This is a genomic window from Microvirga alba, from assembly GCF_015694465.1.
GTDB lineage: Bacteria > Pseudomonadota > Alphaproteobacteria > Rhizobiales > Beijerinckiaceae > Microvirga > Microvirga alba.
On sequence record NZ_JADQDO010000002.1, the window covers coordinates 632,377 to 646,679 of the forward strand.

General features: G+C 64.9%; 14 protein-coding genes. 1 reads left to right on the top strand and 13 read right to left on the bottom strand.

The features are described 5' to 3' along the window. Positions 1-10: 10 nt before the first annotated feature. From gyrB to trpA, 7 genes are all read right to left on the bottom strand, one after another. Entirely contained in the window at positions 11-2,437 is a 2,427-nt protein-coding gene (gene gyrB, locus I2H38_RS07305; protein ID WP_196271149.1) for a DNA topoisomerase (ATP-hydrolyzing) subunit B, read from the bottom strand. A 166-nt stretch (positions 2,438-2,603) separates the two neighbouring features. Beyond that, the gene (locus I2H38_RS07310) at positions 2,604-3,218 is read right to left on the bottom strand and encodes a LysE family translocator (RefSeq protein ID WP_196271150.1); all 615 of its coding nucleotides are present in this window, start codon (positions 3,216-3,218) and stop codon (positions 2,604-2,606) included. 3 nt (positions 3,219-3,221) lie between these two features. Continuing rightward, positions 3,222-3,980: a CPBP family intramembrane glutamic endopeptidase gene (locus tag I2H38_RS07315; protein ID WP_196271151.1), complete on the bottom strand. Its 759-nt coding sequence runs from the start codon at positions 3,978-3,980 to the stop codon at positions 3,222-3,224. Then, on the bottom strand, positions 3,977-5,137 hold the full coding sequence (recF, locus tag I2H38_RS07320; protein WP_196271152.1) for a DNA replication/repair protein RecF: 1,161 nt from the start codon (positions 5,135-5,137) through the stop codon (positions 3,977-3,979). The genes I2H38_RS07315 and recF overlap by 4 nt, the downstream gene beginning before the upstream one ends. Before the next feature lie 147 nt (positions 5,138-5,284). Next, positions 5,285-6,610 (bottom strand): bifunctional folylpolyglutamate synthase/dihydrofolate synthase, encoded by a 1,326-nt coding sequence (locus I2H38_RS07325; RefSeq protein ID WP_196271153.1) that lies wholly within the window; start codon positions 6,608-6,610, stop codon positions 5,285-5,287. A gap of 18 nt (positions 6,611-6,628) precedes the next feature. After that, positions 6,629-7,489: an acetyl-CoA carboxylase, carboxyltransferase subunit beta gene (gene accD, locus I2H38_RS07330; RefSeq protein ID WP_196271154.1), complete on the bottom strand. Its 861-nt coding sequence runs from the start codon at positions 7,487-7,489 to the stop codon at positions 6,629-6,631. 163 nt (positions 7,490-7,652) lie between these two features. Next, the gene (gene trpA, locus I2H38_RS07335) at positions 7,653-8,492 is read right to left on the bottom strand and encodes a tryptophan synthase subunit alpha (RefSeq protein WP_196271155.1); all 840 of its coding nucleotides are present in this window, start codon (positions 8,490-8,492) and stop codon (positions 7,653-7,655) included. Between the two features lie 116 nt (positions 8,493-8,608). On the opposite strand from trpA, the gene I2H38_RS07340 reads away from it, so the two are divergent. Further along, a complete protein-coding gene (locus tag I2H38_RS07340; protein WP_196271156.1) occupies positions 8,609-9,379 on the top strand; it encodes an AAA family ATPase in 771 nt (256 codons plus the stop codon). 48 nt (positions 9,380-9,427) lie between these two features. Here I2H38_RS07340 and trpB read toward each other — a convergent pair whose 3' ends face one another. The 6 genes from trpB to sppA all read right to left on the bottom strand — a co-directional run bounded on the left by trpB (position 9,428) and on the right by sppA (position 14,136). Next, positions 9,428-10,645 carry a tryptophan synthase subunit beta gene (trpB, locus tag I2H38_RS07345; RefSeq protein WP_196271157.1) on the bottom strand — a complete coding sequence of 406 codons (1,218 nt, stop codon included), beginning with the start codon at positions 10,643-10,645 and terminating at the stop codon, positions 9,428-9,430. Positions 10,646-10,656: 11 nt separating this feature from the next. Further along, complete coding sequence (locus tag I2H38_RS07350; RefSeq protein ID WP_196271158.1) at positions 10,657-11,319, bottom strand: phosphoribosylanthranilate isomerase; 663 nt, start codon at positions 11,317-11,319, stop codon at positions 10,657-10,659. A gap of 9 nt (positions 11,320-11,328) precedes the next feature. Further along, the gene (gene lhpI / locus I2H38_RS07355; protein WP_196271159.1) at positions 11,329-12,276 is read right to left on the bottom strand and encodes a bifunctional Delta(1)-pyrroline-2-carboxylate/Delta(1)-piperideine-2-carboxylate reductase; all 948 of its coding nucleotides are present in this window, start codon (positions 12,274-12,276) and stop codon (positions 11,329-11,331) included. Positions 12,277-12,331: 55 nt separating this feature from the next. After that, positions 12,332-12,682, bottom strand: coding sequence for a lipopolysaccharide assembly protein LapA domain-containing protein (locus I2H38_RS07360; RefSeq protein WP_196271160.1), 351 nt, complete (start codon positions 12,680-12,682; stop codon positions 12,332-12,334). Between the two features lie 150 nt (positions 12,683-12,832). Next, entirely contained in the window at positions 12,833-13,144 is a 312-nt protein-coding gene (gene ihfB, locus I2H38_RS07365; protein WP_196271161.1) for an integration host factor subunit beta, read from the bottom strand. A 26-nt stretch (positions 13,145-13,170) separates the two neighbouring features. Beyond that, positions 13,171-14,136 (bottom strand): signal peptide peptidase SppA, encoded by a 966-nt coding sequence (gene sppA, locus I2H38_RS07370; RefSeq protein ID WP_196271162.1) that lies wholly within the window; start codon positions 14,134-14,136, stop codon positions 13,171-13,173. Positions 14,137-14,303: the final 167 nt, after the last annotated feature.

Consider the following 14,303-nt stretch of genomic DNA (forward strand, 5'->3'; position numbering starts at 1 on the left):
TCTTCCAAACTTAAACGTCGAGATTGGCCACGCTGAGCGCGTTCTCCTGGATGAACTCGCGGCGCGGTTCCACCACGTCGCCCATGAGCTTGACGAAGAGATCGTCGGCGTCGGTGGTGTCCTTCACCTTCACCTGCAACAGCGAGCGCACGTCGCGGTCGAGGGTGGTTTCCCAGAGTTGCTGGGCGGTCATTTCGCCCAGACCTTTATAGCGCTGCAGCTGCAAGCCTTTGCGACCGGCGGCGAGGACGGACGTGAAGAGCGTCAACGGTCCGTCGATCTGCATCTCGTCGGTCTTGCGAACCAGCGCAGCCGGCTTGGCATAGACGTCCTGCAGGGACTTCGCGCGCTCGTCGAGCTTCTTGGCTTCCTGGCTGGCGATGAGCCCCTGGTCGAGAAGGGCGACCTGCTTCACCCCGCGCACGACGCGCGAGAACACGTAGCCGCCCTCGCGGACCTCGCCGGTCCAGCCGCGCTCGAGTTCTTCGGAAATCGCATCGAGACGCTGTGCGATATAGGTCGCGGCGGCGGCACCGCGCTCCGGATCGTCGACCACGTCGGGGCGTAGTGCGCCGGCGATCGCCGCCTGCTCCACCGCCTTGCGATTGTAACGCGAGTGAAGGCTCGACAGAACCTGCCGCACCAGGCGGGCCTCGTCGATCAGGCCCTTCAGCTGATCGCCCTGGAACTCGACGCCCGATTCGAGACGCAGCGATGCGTTGTCGATGCCCGCATCGATCAAGAAGTCTTCGAGCGCGCGCTCGTCCTTGAGATAGATCGACGACTTGCCGCGCGTCGCTTTGTAGAGCGGCGGCTGCGCGATGTAGAGGTGCCCGCGCTCGATCAACTCCGGCATCTGGCGGAAGAAGAACGTCAGCAGTAGCGTGCGAATGTGCGAGCCGTCCACGTCCGCGTCGGTCATGATGATGATGCGGTGGTAGCGCAGCTTGTCGGGGTTGAATTCCTCGCGCCCGATGCCGGTGCCGAGCGCGGTGATCAGCGTGCCGATTTCCTGGCTCGACAGCATCTTGTCGAAGCGCGCGCGCTCGACGTTGAGGATTTTTCCGCGCAACGGCAGAACCGCCTGGAAAGCGCGGTCGCGGCCCTGCTTGGCGGAGCCACCGGCCGAGTCGCCCTCGACGAGGAGGATTTCGCATTTCGACGGATCGCGCTCCTGGCAATCGGCGAGCTTGCCGGGCAGCGACGCGATGTCGAGCGCGCCCTTGCGCCGCGTGAGTTCGCGGGCTTTACGCGCCGCTTCACGGGCGGCGGCGGCTTCCACCACCTTGCCGACGAGGGTTTTGGCCTCGTTCGGATGCTCTTCGAGCCAGTTGTTCAGCGCCTCGTTGAGCACGTTCTCGACCGCGGGACGCACTTCCGAGGAAACGAGCTTATCCTTGGTCTGCGAGGAGAATTTCGGATCGGGCACCTTCACCGAGACGACAGCGGTCAGGCCCTCGCGGCAATCGTCGCCGGTGAGCGAAACCTTTTCCTTTTTCGTCAGGCCGGAGGATTCCGCATAGCCGTTGACCTGACGGGTCAAGGCGGCGCGGAAGCCCGCAAGGTGCGTGCCGCCGTCGCGCTGCGGGATGTTGTTGGTGAAGCAGAGGACGTTCTCGTGGTACGAGTCGTTCCACCAGAGCGCCGCCTCGACGCCGATGCCGTCCTTTTCCGAGCGGATCATGACGGGCTGCTGGATCAGCGGCGTCTTGGCGCGGTCGAGATAGCGCACGAAGGCCTCGACGCCGCCCTCATACATCAGCTCTTCGCGCTTGCGCTCGGCGTGGCGGTTGTCGGTGAGGACGATGCGCACGCCGGAATTCAGGAAGGCGAGCTCGCGCAGGCGGTGCTCAAGGGTGGAGTAGTCGTATTCCACCATGGTGAAGGTTTCTGTCGAGGCCAGGAAGGTCACTTCCGTGCCGCGCTTGCCTTCTGCGTCGCCGACGACGGCCAGCGGGGCCACGGCGTCGCCATGACGGAACTCGATCTCGTGCGCTTTGCCATTGCGATAGATGCGCAGCTTGAGCCAGCTCGACAGCGCGTTCACCACCGAGACGCCCACGCCGTGCAGACCGCCGGAAACCTTGTAGGAGTTCTGGTCGAACTTACCGCCCGCATGGAGCTGGGTCATGATGACCTCGGCCGCCGAGATGCCCTCGCCCGGGTGGATGTCCGTCGGGATGCCGCGGCCGTTGTCGGTCACGGTCACCGAGCCGTCGGCGTTGAGCGTGACGGTCACTTCGGTGGCGTGGCCGGCGAGCGCCTCGTCGATGGCGTTGTCCACCACCTCATAGACCATGTGGTGCAGGCCCGAGCCGTCGTCGGTATCGCCGATATACATGCCCGGCCGCTTACGCACCGCATCAAGGCCCTTGAGCACCTTGATCGAGTCCGCGCCATAGGCATCGGCATTCACGTTCGCTGCGGGTTCAGCCATTTGGGGTCCTTCGGAGCGCGGCGGGAAGCAGTGCACGCTCTGTCGTTTGATTCGTTAGATCAAGTATTTAGGCACTTTTTGTTGAAATTTCACCCCCGCGCGCCTACGCGCGCGGGGAAAGGCCGCGAAAAGGCTTGGAAAAGTCCGGCATCCGGGCCGCGTCGCCTCAACGTGCCGCAATTGCGGCCGCTGCGCCCGCCATCACCGTTCCCGTGGTCCGGTTCAGGGCCCTGATGGCCTTCGCGCTCGTGAACAGCCGCCGGGCGCGAGCGGCGAGCACGATATAGGCCCCCAGCACCACAGTCAGCACCGCCAGGGTCGCGGCCACCAGCTCCACATAGCCCAGCATCGTCACACGGGTGAGATCGAGAATCGTCGGCAGCAGGGCGAGGTAGAACACCATGACCTTCGGATTGCCCAGGGTGACGGCAATTCCGCCGAGGAAAAGCTTGGCCGGATGCTCGGAGACCGGATTGGCCTCCACCTCGCGCGCCTCGGCCGGCGCGGTCCAAAGCTTGTAGGCGATGAAAAGCAGGTACGCGATGCCGGCCCATTTGATGACCAGGAAGACCTCGTGGAAGGCCTGCGCGAGAGCAGCGAGGCCCACGATGGCGAAGGTCAGCCAGACCACGTCACCGATGGCGATGCCGGCCGTGAACGCCACCGCACCCTTAGTGCCCCGCCCCAGAACCCGCGCGACGATGGCCGCGATGCCGGGTCCCGGTGAAGCGGCGGCGATGAACAGGGCGGTGGAGAAGACCAGGAGGCCGGCGAGATCCATGAATCACAATCCCAGAGCGACGAGAAGCGGTGTCACGGCCCAGAATACGACATGGCTGGCGGCGTGCGCCAGCATGGCGTGTTCCAGGCTGCGATAGGCATAGAGCCATCCGTAGATGAGCCCCAAGGCGGCATTGAGGCCGAGCGTCCGCACGATCAGGACCGTGTCCGGCGGCCCCATTCCTGTCAGGGCCGGGAGATGGCCCGCCGCGAAGGCGAGAGCCGAGAGCAGGATCGCGAGCCAGACGATGAAGGGATTTCGGTTCCCCGCCAGGCGGATGCCAAGCCAGAGCAGCAGGGTCATCAGCCCGAACCGCATCATCAATTCTTCGGTGATGCCGCCATAGAGCAGACCGACCACGGAAAGAGTGGCGTCATCCAGACGGGGCAAACCCGCGAGGGATGCCGGAAACAGATGGCGCAGGATCAGATCCGCCGCTGCGACGGCGGTCGCGGCGGCGATAGCAACGAGGAGCGTCGCCGCCCAAGCTCCCGCGCCCGAGATCGCGCGGCCGCGCAGGCGACGAAGCAGCAGCGAGGTCAATCCGGCCTTCTCCGCGAGAGCCACGCCCAGCGCGACGGCAACCAGGAGAAAGAGCGTCGGCTGCACCAGGAGAATCGCGGTCAGGGCGGCATCGGGCATCTGAGGCCCGTTCGGCAATTGGCGAAGCTGCGCCACGGCGCGCTCCAGAACCGGAATCATCGCAAGGACGCCCAGGAGACCGAGGCCGCTCAAGGTGAAGAAAGGGCGTGCAAAAGTCATGCGGGGTTCGAAGGCTCGATATGGCCGGCGGTGACGTGCAACAGATCGGCCCGCCCCTGCAATTCGGCGAAAAGGCTCGGATCGGCTCCCGTCATCCACACCTGTCCGCCGAGGCTTTCGAGCGCGTCGAAAAGCGCGGTGCGGCGTCTCGGGTCGAGATGGGCGGCGATCTCATCCAGGAGGACGAAAGGCGCAAGGCCGCTCATGCGGCCCACGAGCCGGGCATGGGCGAGGACGAGGCCGATCAGGAGCGCCTTCTGCTCGCCCGTCGAGGCGGTGTTGGCCGGAATGTCCTTCGGCCCGTGCCGTACGAGAAGGTCCGTCGCCTGGGGACCGATGAGCGTGCGCCCGGCGGCGCGGTCGCGGGGGCGGGATTCGCGCAAGATCGCCCGATAACGGTCCTCCGCATCGACGGCGGGAAGGGTTGTGACGAGATGGTCGATCTCGCCGTCGAGGCTCAAGGTGGCGAAGGGAAAGGCTGAAGCCTCCTCGCGCGTTTCCAGGATCAGGGCCGCGAGCCTTGCCACGGTCTCCCGGCGCGCGGCGGCGACAGCGATGCCGAGCTCCGCCACTTCGCGCTCGATCGCGTCGAGCCAGGAGCGGTTATCGGGGCTCTCCTCCAGAATCCGGTTGCGGGAGCGCAAGGCGCGTTCCAGCGCGTTGACCCGCGCGCCATGCTCGGCGTCGACCGCGAGCACGAAGCGGTCGAGGAAGCGGCGGCGGTCGCCCGCCGGCCCCCGGAACAGGGCATCGAGATCGGGCGTCAGCCAGACGAGGCGTAGGAATTCGGCAAACACGGTGGGGGAGGAGACGCTCGCACCGTCGATGCGGCAGGTGCGCGAACTCCGCACGCCCTCGCCCGGCTGTTCGATCCCGGTCCCGAGGCGATGTTCGCCGTAAGGGGTGTCGAGGGTGAGCGAGACGGCAAAGGAGCCCGGGCCGCCGTTGCGCGCCATCTCGGCAAGTTCCGCGCGCCGCAACCCCCGTCCCGGCATGAAGAGGGAGATCGCTTCCAGCACGTTGGTCTTGCCCGCCCCGTTCTCGCCGACGAGCGCGACGAGCGGGCGCGACACCGCGAGGTCCAGGCTCGCATAGGTGCGAAAATCCTGGAGCATCAGGCGCGCGATGCGCGAAGCAGGCGGAGAATTTGAGGGCATGACAGATCTTCTTTCCGGGAGCCGGATGCAAAGATCAAGCGCGTTGGCGGCCTCTTCCCCTTGTCCCGGCCGTGCCGAACGAACCGCCGCGCGGATCGGGGTCACCGGGGCGAGCCCGGTGACGATCAGGACGGGAGTGGGGAGATCCTATTGCGGCGGCGTGCCGTTTGCCGCCAACACTTCACCCGCGAGATAGAGCGAGCCGCAGATCAACACGCGGGGCGGGTGGTCCCAGACGTGGTTGTGGAGCGAAGCGAGAGCCGATTCGACGCTGGGCTGGATCGAGGTTGTCAGCCCGACGCTTTGCGCGATGGACGCCACTTCTTCCGCCGGACGCGATGCGATCTGGCCGGCGATCGGCACCGCGATCACCTCACGTGCGAGGCCCAGAAAGTTCTTGAAGAAGGCTTCCGAATCCTTGGTGCCGAGCATTCCCGCGATGATCACGAGCGGCGCGTCGCTGCGCTCGCTCTGATCCGCCATGGCGGCGGCAAGCACGCGCCCGCCATCGGGGTTGTGGCCGCCATCGAGCCACAGCTCGCAGCCCTCCGGCGCGATCTCCGGCAAGCGACCCTTGGTGAGACGCTGCAAGCGCCCGGGCCATTCGGCGCGGGTCAATCCGGCTTCAAAAGCCGAGGTCTCGAATTTCTCGAAACCCGCGGCGCGAAGCGCGGCGATGGCCGTTCCCGCATTGATGAATTGATGGCGACCGATGAGCTTCGGCAACGGCAGATCGAGCAGGCCCTTCTCGTCCTGATAGACGAGCCTTCCGCCTTCCTCGTGGACGGAAAAATCCTGCCCGCCGACGACGATCGGGGTTGCGCCGACACGCTCCGCCTCGGCGCACAAGGCCTCATCCGCCTCGCGATAATCCTGCGTGGCGATGATGGCGGGGCAGCCGCGCTTGAAGATGCCCGCCTTTTCGCGCGCGATGCCCGCTAACGACGTGCCGAGAAATTCCGCGTGGTCCTGGCCGATGGAGGTGACGACGGCGGCCACCGGATTGTCGATCACGTTTGTCGTGTCGAAACGCCCGCCGAGACCGACCTCGAGAAGAAGCACATCCGCCGGTTCTTCCGAAAACAACAGGATCGCGGCGGCGGTGGTGATTTCGAACACCGTGATCAGTTGGCCCGCATTCACCGCTTCGCACCGGCGCAGCGCCTCGACGAGACGGTCCTCCTCCACATATTGCCCGCCGCCGATGCGGCCCAAGCGAATGCGCTCGTGGAAGCGCACCAGATGCGGTGAGGTGTAGACATGCACGGCAAGTCCGGCACTTTCCAGAATCGCCCGCATGAACGCGATCGTCGAGCCCTTGCCGTTGGTGCCCGCCACATGGATCGTCGGCGGCAGGCGGCGTTCCGGATGCCCGAGCTCTCCTAAGAGCCGCTGAATACGCCCGAGCGACAGATCGATCGCCTTCGGGTGCAGGCCAAGAAAGCGCGCGATTAGCGCATCGGAGGAATCCATCACCCTGCTCTCGACAACTTACGCGGCAACCGCCGGGGTCTTGGTGAGGAGGCGCGCGAGCCGCGCGACGGTGGCTTTAAGCTCGTGGCGATGCACGACCATGTCGACCATGCCGTGGTCCTTCAGATATTCGGAGCGCTGGAAGCCGTCGGGCAGCTTCTCGCGAATGGTCTGCTCGATCACGCGCGGGCCGGCAAAGCCGATGAGCGCACCGGGCTCGGCGATGTGGACATCCCCCAGCATGGCATAGGACGCGGTGACGCCGCCCGTGGTCGGATTGGTGAGCACGACGATGTAAGGCAGCTTCGCCTCGCGCAGCCGGCGGATCGAGATCGTCGTGCGGGGCATCTGCATGAGCGAGAGAATGCCTTCCTGCATCCGCGCGCCGCCCGAAGCGGTGAAGACGACATAGGGCGTCTTCTTCTCGATGGCCGTCTCAGCGCCCTTGATGAACGCTTCGCCCGCTGCCGTGCCGAGCGAGCCCGTGATGAACCCCAGATCCTGAACGGCAATCGTCATCGGCACGCTCTCGACCCGGCCATAGCCGACCTTGAACGCGTCCTGCATGCCGGTCTGCGCGCGGGCGTCCTTCAGGCGGTCGACGTAACGCTTGCTGTCACGGAATTTCAACGGGTCGATGGCGACTTCCGGCAGGGCCACATCGAGCCAGGTGCCGCCGTCGAACATCAGGCCGAGGCGCTGGGCCGCCGAAACACGCATGTGGTGGTTGGAGCCGGGAATGACCCACTGGTTCGCCTCCACGTCCTTGTGGAACACGACCTGACCCGTTTCCGGGCACTTGATCCAGAGGTTGTCCGGCGTCTCGCGCTTGAAGAGCGTCTTGATCTTCGGGCGGACGACTTCGGAAATCCAGTTCATGATTCTTAACCTTTCTGCTTCCGGAACGCGCCGGAGCCCTCATCCTGAGGAGGCGCATCGCGCCGTCTCGAAGGACGAGGGCGTCTCCACGCCCTCTGGAACCGCATCCTGACCTTCCGAGACGCCGCTTCGCGGCCCCTCAGGATGAGGATGCTTGTGTTTTTCAGGCCGCCGCCCGCTTCGACACGGACCGCACGCCTTCGCTCAATTCCTTCACCAATGTGGTGACGGCCTCGACCGAGCGCGAGGTGGCGCGCTCTTGCGGGTCGAGCGTGCCTTTCAGGGCATCGATCAGCGCCGAGCCGACCACAACCCCATCGGCGCCCTTGGCGATGGCCGCCGCATGCGCCCCGTTCTTCACGCCGAAGCCCACCACGACGGGAAGCGGCGTGTGCCGCTTGATGCGCTCCACCGCCGTGGAGACCTTGCCGAAGTCGGGGGTCGCCGCGCCGGTGATGCCGGTGATGGAAACGTAATAAACGAACCCGGCCGTATTGGCGAGCACTGCCGGAAGCCGCTTGTCGTCGGTCGTCGGCGTGGCGAGGCGGATGAAGGCGAGCCCCGCGCTCAAGGCCGGCAGGCACAACTCATCGTCCTCTTCCGGCGGCAGATCGACCACGATCAGGCCGTCGACGCCCGCCTCCTTGGCGTCTTTCAGGAAGCGGTCCACGCCATAGACGTAGATCGGGTTGAAATAGCCCATGAGAATGATCGGCGTGTCGGAATCTTCCCTACGGAAGCGGCGGACCAGATCGAGGGTCTTGATGGTGTTCTGGCCGCCTTTAAGCGAACGCAGGCCCGCCGCCTGGATCGCCGGGCCGTCGGCCATGGGATCGGTAAACGGCATGCCGAACTCGACGATATCGGCGCCTGCCTTCGGCAGGTTCCGCATGATCTCGAACGAAGTCTCGAGATCCGGGTCCCCGGCCATGACATAGGTGACGAGAGCGGCGCGGCCTTCCGCGCGGCACTTTTCAAAACGGGCTTCGATGCGCTGTGTCATGGGTGGTGCCATAGCACGGGAATGGCGAGATGTGGACAGTGATCTCACATGGCGGTTATGAGATTGAGATATCATTTCGATAACCGTTCCTTGGCAGGAACCGCAGGGCAAATCCCATGGCGAAGACCGGCGCTCAGATGACGACGATGCGCGCTCCGTACCTGAGGCGTGTGTGGTGGGATGAAAACCGCGTCGTCGATAAGTCGACCTATCCCTTTTGCCTGCCGATCTTCCAACGGGGAGATTTCTCAATCGATTTCGACGGCGCGGTGACGATCATCGTGGGGGAAAACGGGGCGGGCAAGTCCACCCTCCTGGAGGGAATTGCCGCCCTTGCCGGTTATGACGAAGCCGGCGGCGGAAAGGGATACAGGCCGGTCGATCATTCGCAAGCCGTTGAAGCCATGGGCGGACAATTGGCGCAGGCCCTTCGCGGAGGGTGGCTGCCGAAGGTGACGAAGGGCTGGTTCTTCAAGGCCGAAAGCTTCTTCTCGGTTTCCCCCTATCTTGATCAGGCCGCGACGGAATCGGGCGGAGCAGGGCCTGATTTCCTATCGCACTCGCATGGCGAAGGCTTCCTGCGATTTTTCGAGGAGCGCTGTAAGGCCCAAGGCCTTTACATCTTCGACGAGCCCGAATCAGCCTTGTCTCCGGCACGCCAGATCGAATTTCTCAAGCTGCTGCGCCGGATGGACGGCTCCGGATTCTGTCAGGTCATCATGGCAACGCACTCGCCCATCTTGATGGCCTATCCGGGCGCGCGTCTCCTCGGTCTCTCAAAGTACGGCTTGGAGCCGATCACGTTGGAGCAGACGCAGCATTTCCGGCTGTTGAGGGAATTTTGCCTCGATCCGGAATTGTTCATCGAGACCATGATGGACGACTGATGAAGGCTTCCTCACCTCTCCCGCGGGGGGAGAGGTAAAAGTTCCGCCTCAGATCTTCGCCCCCAGAATCTCCGCAATCTGCGGAATATCCTTGTCGCCGCGGCCGCTGATGTTGACGACCATCAGGTGATCCTTCGGCTTCGTGGGCGCGAGGTCCATGACCTTGGCGAGCGCATGGCTCGGCTCGAGCGCCGGGAGGATGCCCTCGAGCTTCGAGCAGAGCTGGAAGGCGGCCAAAGCCTCGTCGTCCGTGGCCGAGATGTAGTTCACGCGGCCCACATCGTGGAGCCACGCGTGTTCCGGGCCGATGCCGGGATAGTCGAGACCGGCCGAGATCGAGTGCGCGTCCTGGATCTGCCCGTCCTCGTTCATGAGGAGATAGGTGCGGTTGCCGTGCAGCACGCCGGGGCGACCGCCGGAGAGGGACGCGGCGTGGAGCTTGTCGAGGCCATGGCCCGCCGCTTCGACGCCATAGATCTCGATGCCACGATCATCGAGGAAGGGATGGAACAGGCCGATGGCGTTCGAGCCGCCGCCGATGCAGGCGACGAGGGAATCCGGCAGGCGGCCTTCGGCCTGCATCATCTGCACGCGGGTCTCGTTGCCGATGACGCATTGGAAATCGCGCACCATGGCCGGATAAGGATGCGGACCCGCCACCGTGCCGATGCAGTAGAACGTGTCCGCGACATTGGTGACCCAATCGCGCAGCGCCTCGTTCATGGCGTCCTTCAAGGTCTTGGTGCCGGATTGCACCGGCACGACCTCGGCCCCGAGCATCTTCATGCGGAAGACGTTGGGCTTTTGCCGTTCCACATCGACCGCGCCCATATAGACGATGCACTCAAGGCCGAAGCGCGCGCACAGCGTGGCGGTCGCGACGCCGTGCTGGCCCGCGCCGGTTTCCGCGATGATGCGCTTCTTGCCCATGCGGCGGGCCAAAAGAATCTGGCCCAGCACGTTGTTCACCTTATGCGCGCCGGTATGGTTCAGCTCTTCGCGCTTGAAGTAGATCTTGGCTCCACCGAGATGTTCGGTCATGCGCTCGGCGAAATAGAGCGGGCTCGGGCGGCCAATGTAATGGGCCATGTAGGAATCCATATCCGCCTTGAAGGACGGATCGGCCTTGGCCTCGTCATAGGCCTTTTCCAATTCCAGGATGTTCGGCATCAGCGTTTCGGCGACGAAGCGCCCGCCGAACATGCCGAAGTGCCCGCGCTCATCGGGGCCGGTGCGGAAGGAATTGGGTTGAGCCGGAGCTGACACGGTTCTTCGCCTTACAATACGGGCACGGCAAACGCGGCCCTTGCGGCCTTCACGAAGGCCTCGATTTTAACCGGGTCTTTGACACCCGGTTTGATTTCCACACCCGACGATACGTCGACGGCGCGAGCCCTGGTGAGCCTGATCGCCTCCGCCACGTTGCCGGGGTTGAGCCCTCCTGACAACATGAAGGAGAGGCGGGGGTCAAGCCCGGTGAGGAGCCGCCAGTCGAAGGGCAACCCGTTGCCGCCGGGCAGAGCCTCCGCAATCGGCGGCGGCTTGGCGTCGAGAAGGAAATGGTCGGCGATGTCGGAATAGGCGTCGAGCACCGCAAGATCGGCGGCTTCAGCGATGCCGAAGACCTTCATGACCGGCCGCCCGAACCGCGCACGGATGGCGGCGACGCGCTCCGGCGTCTCATGACCATGCAGCTGCAACAGGTCAGGGGCGAGCGCCTCGACGGCATCGGCGATGGCCACGTCGTCCGCATCGACCAGCAGAACCACCCGTTGCGCCCGGCCTTTCGCCTGCGCGGAGAGTTTTTGACCGAGAGCGAGATCCACATGGCGCGGGCTTTTGGCAAAGCGCACGAACCCGACGAGATCCGCACCGGCCTGCAAGGCGGCGTCGAGGGTCTCGGGCGTGGAGAGCCCGCAGATCTTGACCAGATGATTCATGGCCCAATGCTACGATGATTGCGGCAGGGCGCGCCAGACCAGCATCGCCGCAGCCAGGTCTTCAAGGGCCGTGCCCACGGACTTGAACAGGGTGATCGCCTCGTCGCTGCGCGCAACGGGCTTGCGGCAGAGATCGAAGAGATCGCCCTTCACATGGCTCTCGGGGATCGCGCCGCCCTGAAGGGCCAGCGCCACGTCGCCGCCCTCGCTCTTCGCGGCCTGGGTGTCGATATAGACTTCAGAGCGCCGCACCGCTTCGTCGTCGGATTCGCGCATGTTGAGATTGAACGCCCCGACGAGATCGAGATGCGCGCCGGGTTTCAGCCACGCGCCCTTGACGATGGGATCGGATGACAGCGTCGCGCAGGAGACGATGTCCGCCTGGCGCACCGCCTGTTCGAGGTCGGTCACGGCGGTGACGGGCAGCCCTTCCGCCCGCAGTTCCGCCGCCACGCTCTCGGCGCGTTCAGGCCGGTGGTTCCACAGCGAAACCTCGCGAATCGGGCGCTGGCTTGTGTGCGCGCGGATGAGGAAGGGGGCGAGCGCGCCCGCGCCGACCATCACCATGCGGCTTGCATCTTTCCGCGCCAGAAACCGGGCCGCCAGCGCCGAGGCGGCGGCCGTGCGCCACGCGGTCAGGCGCGTGCCGTCGAGCCCCGCGAGGGGCGCGCCCGTCGCGCCGTCCATCAGCAGATAGGTGCCGAGCACGCTGGGAAGGTTCTTCGCCCCGTTGTCCGGAAAGACGGTGACGATTTTCACGCCGAGGAAGCCATCCGCCATGGCGGAGCCGGTCCAGGCCGGCATCAGCAGGAGGGTCCCATGGGCGCCGGACCGCTCGATCTCATGGTGATGGCGAACCGGGGTCACGACTTCGCTGCGAAAGGCATCCGCCAGGGCGTCGATCAGAGTGGGGAAGGTGAGAACCCGATCGATTTCGGCGGAGGTAATGACGCGCATGATGCTCTTTGACGGTTCTGTTTCGGAAGGCGGAAGGAAGCGCCGGATCGAACCCCTAGAAAGTCGGGGGCTGCGAAGGCGGCAAGGAAGCCGGCAGGACCGGCATCGGGGTCTGCGCGCGCAGGCGCTCGGCCTCGTCCCGAAGCCGGGACACTTCGCGCTTGAACTGGCGGCGGGCGCGGCGGTGCTTGCCTTGCGCGATCCATGTCGCCGTGCCGCCGATCAGGACGCCGATGGCGACGGCGGCGAAGATCACGGCGAAAAGCGGCACCTGCACCGCGAATTCCGGCGCATCCTGCGAGAAGGGGTCAAGGGAAAGCGTGACCACGCCACGGTTCGCAACCGCGAGCAGGACGATCAGAATCGCGACGGGAAGAAGAACCAGCGCCTTGAGAAAGCGAATCACGCGCGCCTCTTTTCAGTTCGGAGCATGTCTTTTGCCGAGCGGAGATCGATTCGCCGGCAGGAGACACGCGATTGTCCAACCATTTAGGACTCGGTCCCACGAATCCGAAACCGGCTTCGGAATCAGCATCCACTTTCGAGGACAAACGGTCTAGCGGGCGGCGGCGGCCTTCAGGGGCTCGGGCGAAGCGTTGAGGCGCTGGCGCATTTCCTTGCCGGTCTTGAAGACGGGTACGACCTTCTCCGAAATCGAGACCGATTCGCCGGTGCGCGGATTGCGACCGGTGCGGGCGTCCCGCTTCTTGACCGAGAACGCGCCGAAGCCACGCAGCTCCACCCGGTCGCCTCTCGCTAGGGCATCGGCGACGGTGTCGAGAATCGCGTTCACGATGTTCTCGACGTCGCGCTGATACAAATGCGGATTCTGCTCAGCGATCTTGAGCACCAGTTCTGATTTGATCATGTAACGGTTATCTGTTTGACGCTGCTTTATTTTTCCGAAGGTTGCCAGACAGCCAGAAGACCGTCAAGTTGTCCGCCCTGCGCACTCGTGGAGGCGCGACGGAACGCTGCGGCAGCTCCCTCGAAGCCGAGCAGATCGGCACCGGTCGCGGCGGCCGCGAAGATCGAGAAGCCCGGGCCACCGGTCTGCCTCCACTCGCGCACCGGCAAGTTCTTGCGCACGCCCTTTTCCTGTTCGAGCCAGGCGATCGCGTCCCGCTCGGTGCCGAGCTTGTCGACGAGCTTCAAGGGTACGCCCTGGCGGCCGCTGAAAATCTGGCCGGTGGAGGCGGCGGCCAGCTCGCCGTCGCTCAAATGCCGCCGCTCGCGCACCAGGCCCTTGAACCAGTCATAGGTGTCGTTGACCACCTGCTGCAACGCCGCGCGGGCCTCCGGGCTGGTGGGATTGAAGCCGCTCGGCTCGGCCTTCAGGGGCGAGGATTTCACCGCCTCCACCTTCACGCCGATATTGCCCAGAAGCTGAGAGACGTCCGGATACTGGAACAGCACGCCGATGGAGCCCACCAGCGATGTCTCGCGGGCGACGATGTGGTCGGCTGCGATGGCGGTGATGTAGCCGCCCGAAGCCGCCGTGCCGTCCACGAAGGTCACGACCGGCTTCCGCTCGGCGAGCCTGCGGATGTTCCGGTAAAGCTCTTCGGAGCCGGTGGTGGTGCCGCCGGGGCTGTTGATCGAAATCACGACGCCCGACACCGAGGGAGCCCGGCCGACCCGGTCCATGAGATCGGCGAGGCGCTGGCTGCCCGCGATGAAACCATTGATGGAGACACGCGCCACATGGGCCTCTCCCGGGACAAACCCCGCCCGGTCTGCGGCCGAGTAGCCGAGAGCAAGGACGGCCGCGATCAGGCCCAGAAGGCCGGCCACGCGCCAGAACGTGAGCTTGCGGCGCAACCGGCGGCGATCGGCAATGACTTCAGCATCAACGGACATGAAATTCGGCTCTAATCTCTTGTTACCACATGTTCTTTTCGAAAAAGGCGGTGCCGCCCTTCCGGATCATGCCCAGGCTTGTGAAGGGGCACCCTATGGCGAACGCAGATAGGGCGGCAAGGCATCCAGCCAACAAAAAACCCGCGCGAGGGACCCGCGCGGGTTCT

What these genes read in the sequence shown, in the direction of transcription:
- I2H38_RS07350 (WP_196271158.1), bottom strand. Translation starts at nt 11,319, where the DNA reads ATGAATCATCTGGTCAAGATCTGCGGGCTCTCCACGCCCGAGACCCTC.
- gyrB (WP_196271149.1), bottom strand. Translation starts at nt 2,437, where the DNA reads ATGGCTGAACCCGCAGCGAACGTGAATGCCGATGCCTATGGCGCGGAC.
- ihfB (WP_196271161.1), bottom strand. Translation starts at nt 13,144, where the DNA reads ATGATCAAATCAGAACTGGTGCTCAAGATCGCTGAGCAGAATCCGCAT.
- I2H38_RS07325 (WP_196271153.1), bottom strand. Translation starts at nt 6,610, where the DNA reads ATGGATTCCTCCGATGCGCTAATCGCGCGCTTTCTTGGCCTGCACCCG.
- I2H38_RS07310 (WP_196271150.1), bottom strand. Translation starts at nt 3,218, where the DNA reads ATGGATCTCGCCGGCCTCCTGGTCTTCTCCACCGCCCTGTTCATCGCC.
- I2H38_RS07340 (WP_196271156.1), top strand. Translation starts at nt 8,609, where the DNA reads ATGGCGAAGACCGGCGCTCAGATGACGACGATGCGCGCTCCGTACCTG.
- trpA (WP_196271155.1), bottom strand. Translation starts at nt 8,492, where the DNA reads ATGACACAGCGCATCGAAGCCCGTTTTGAAAAGTGCCGCGCGGAAGGC.
- accD (WP_196271154.1), bottom strand. Translation starts at nt 7,489, where the DNA reads ATGAACTGGATTTCCGAAGTCGTCCGCCCGAAGATCAAGACGCTCTTC.
- lhpI (WP_196271159.1), bottom strand. Translation starts at nt 12,276, where the DNA reads ATGCGCGTCATTACCTCCGCCGAAATCGATCGGGTTCTCACCTTCCCC.
- I2H38_RS07315 (WP_196271151.1), bottom strand. Translation starts at nt 3,980, where the DNA reads ATGACTTTTGCACGCCCTTTCTTCACCTTGAGCGGCCTCGGTCTCCTG.
- sppA (WP_196271162.1), bottom strand. Translation starts at nt 14,136, where the DNA reads ATGTCCGTTGATGCTGAAGTCATTGCCGATCGCCGCCGGTTGCGCCGC.
- recF (WP_196271152.1), bottom strand. Translation starts at nt 5,137, where the DNA reads ATGCCCTCAAATTCTCCGCCTGCTTCGCGCATCGCGCGCCTGATGCTC.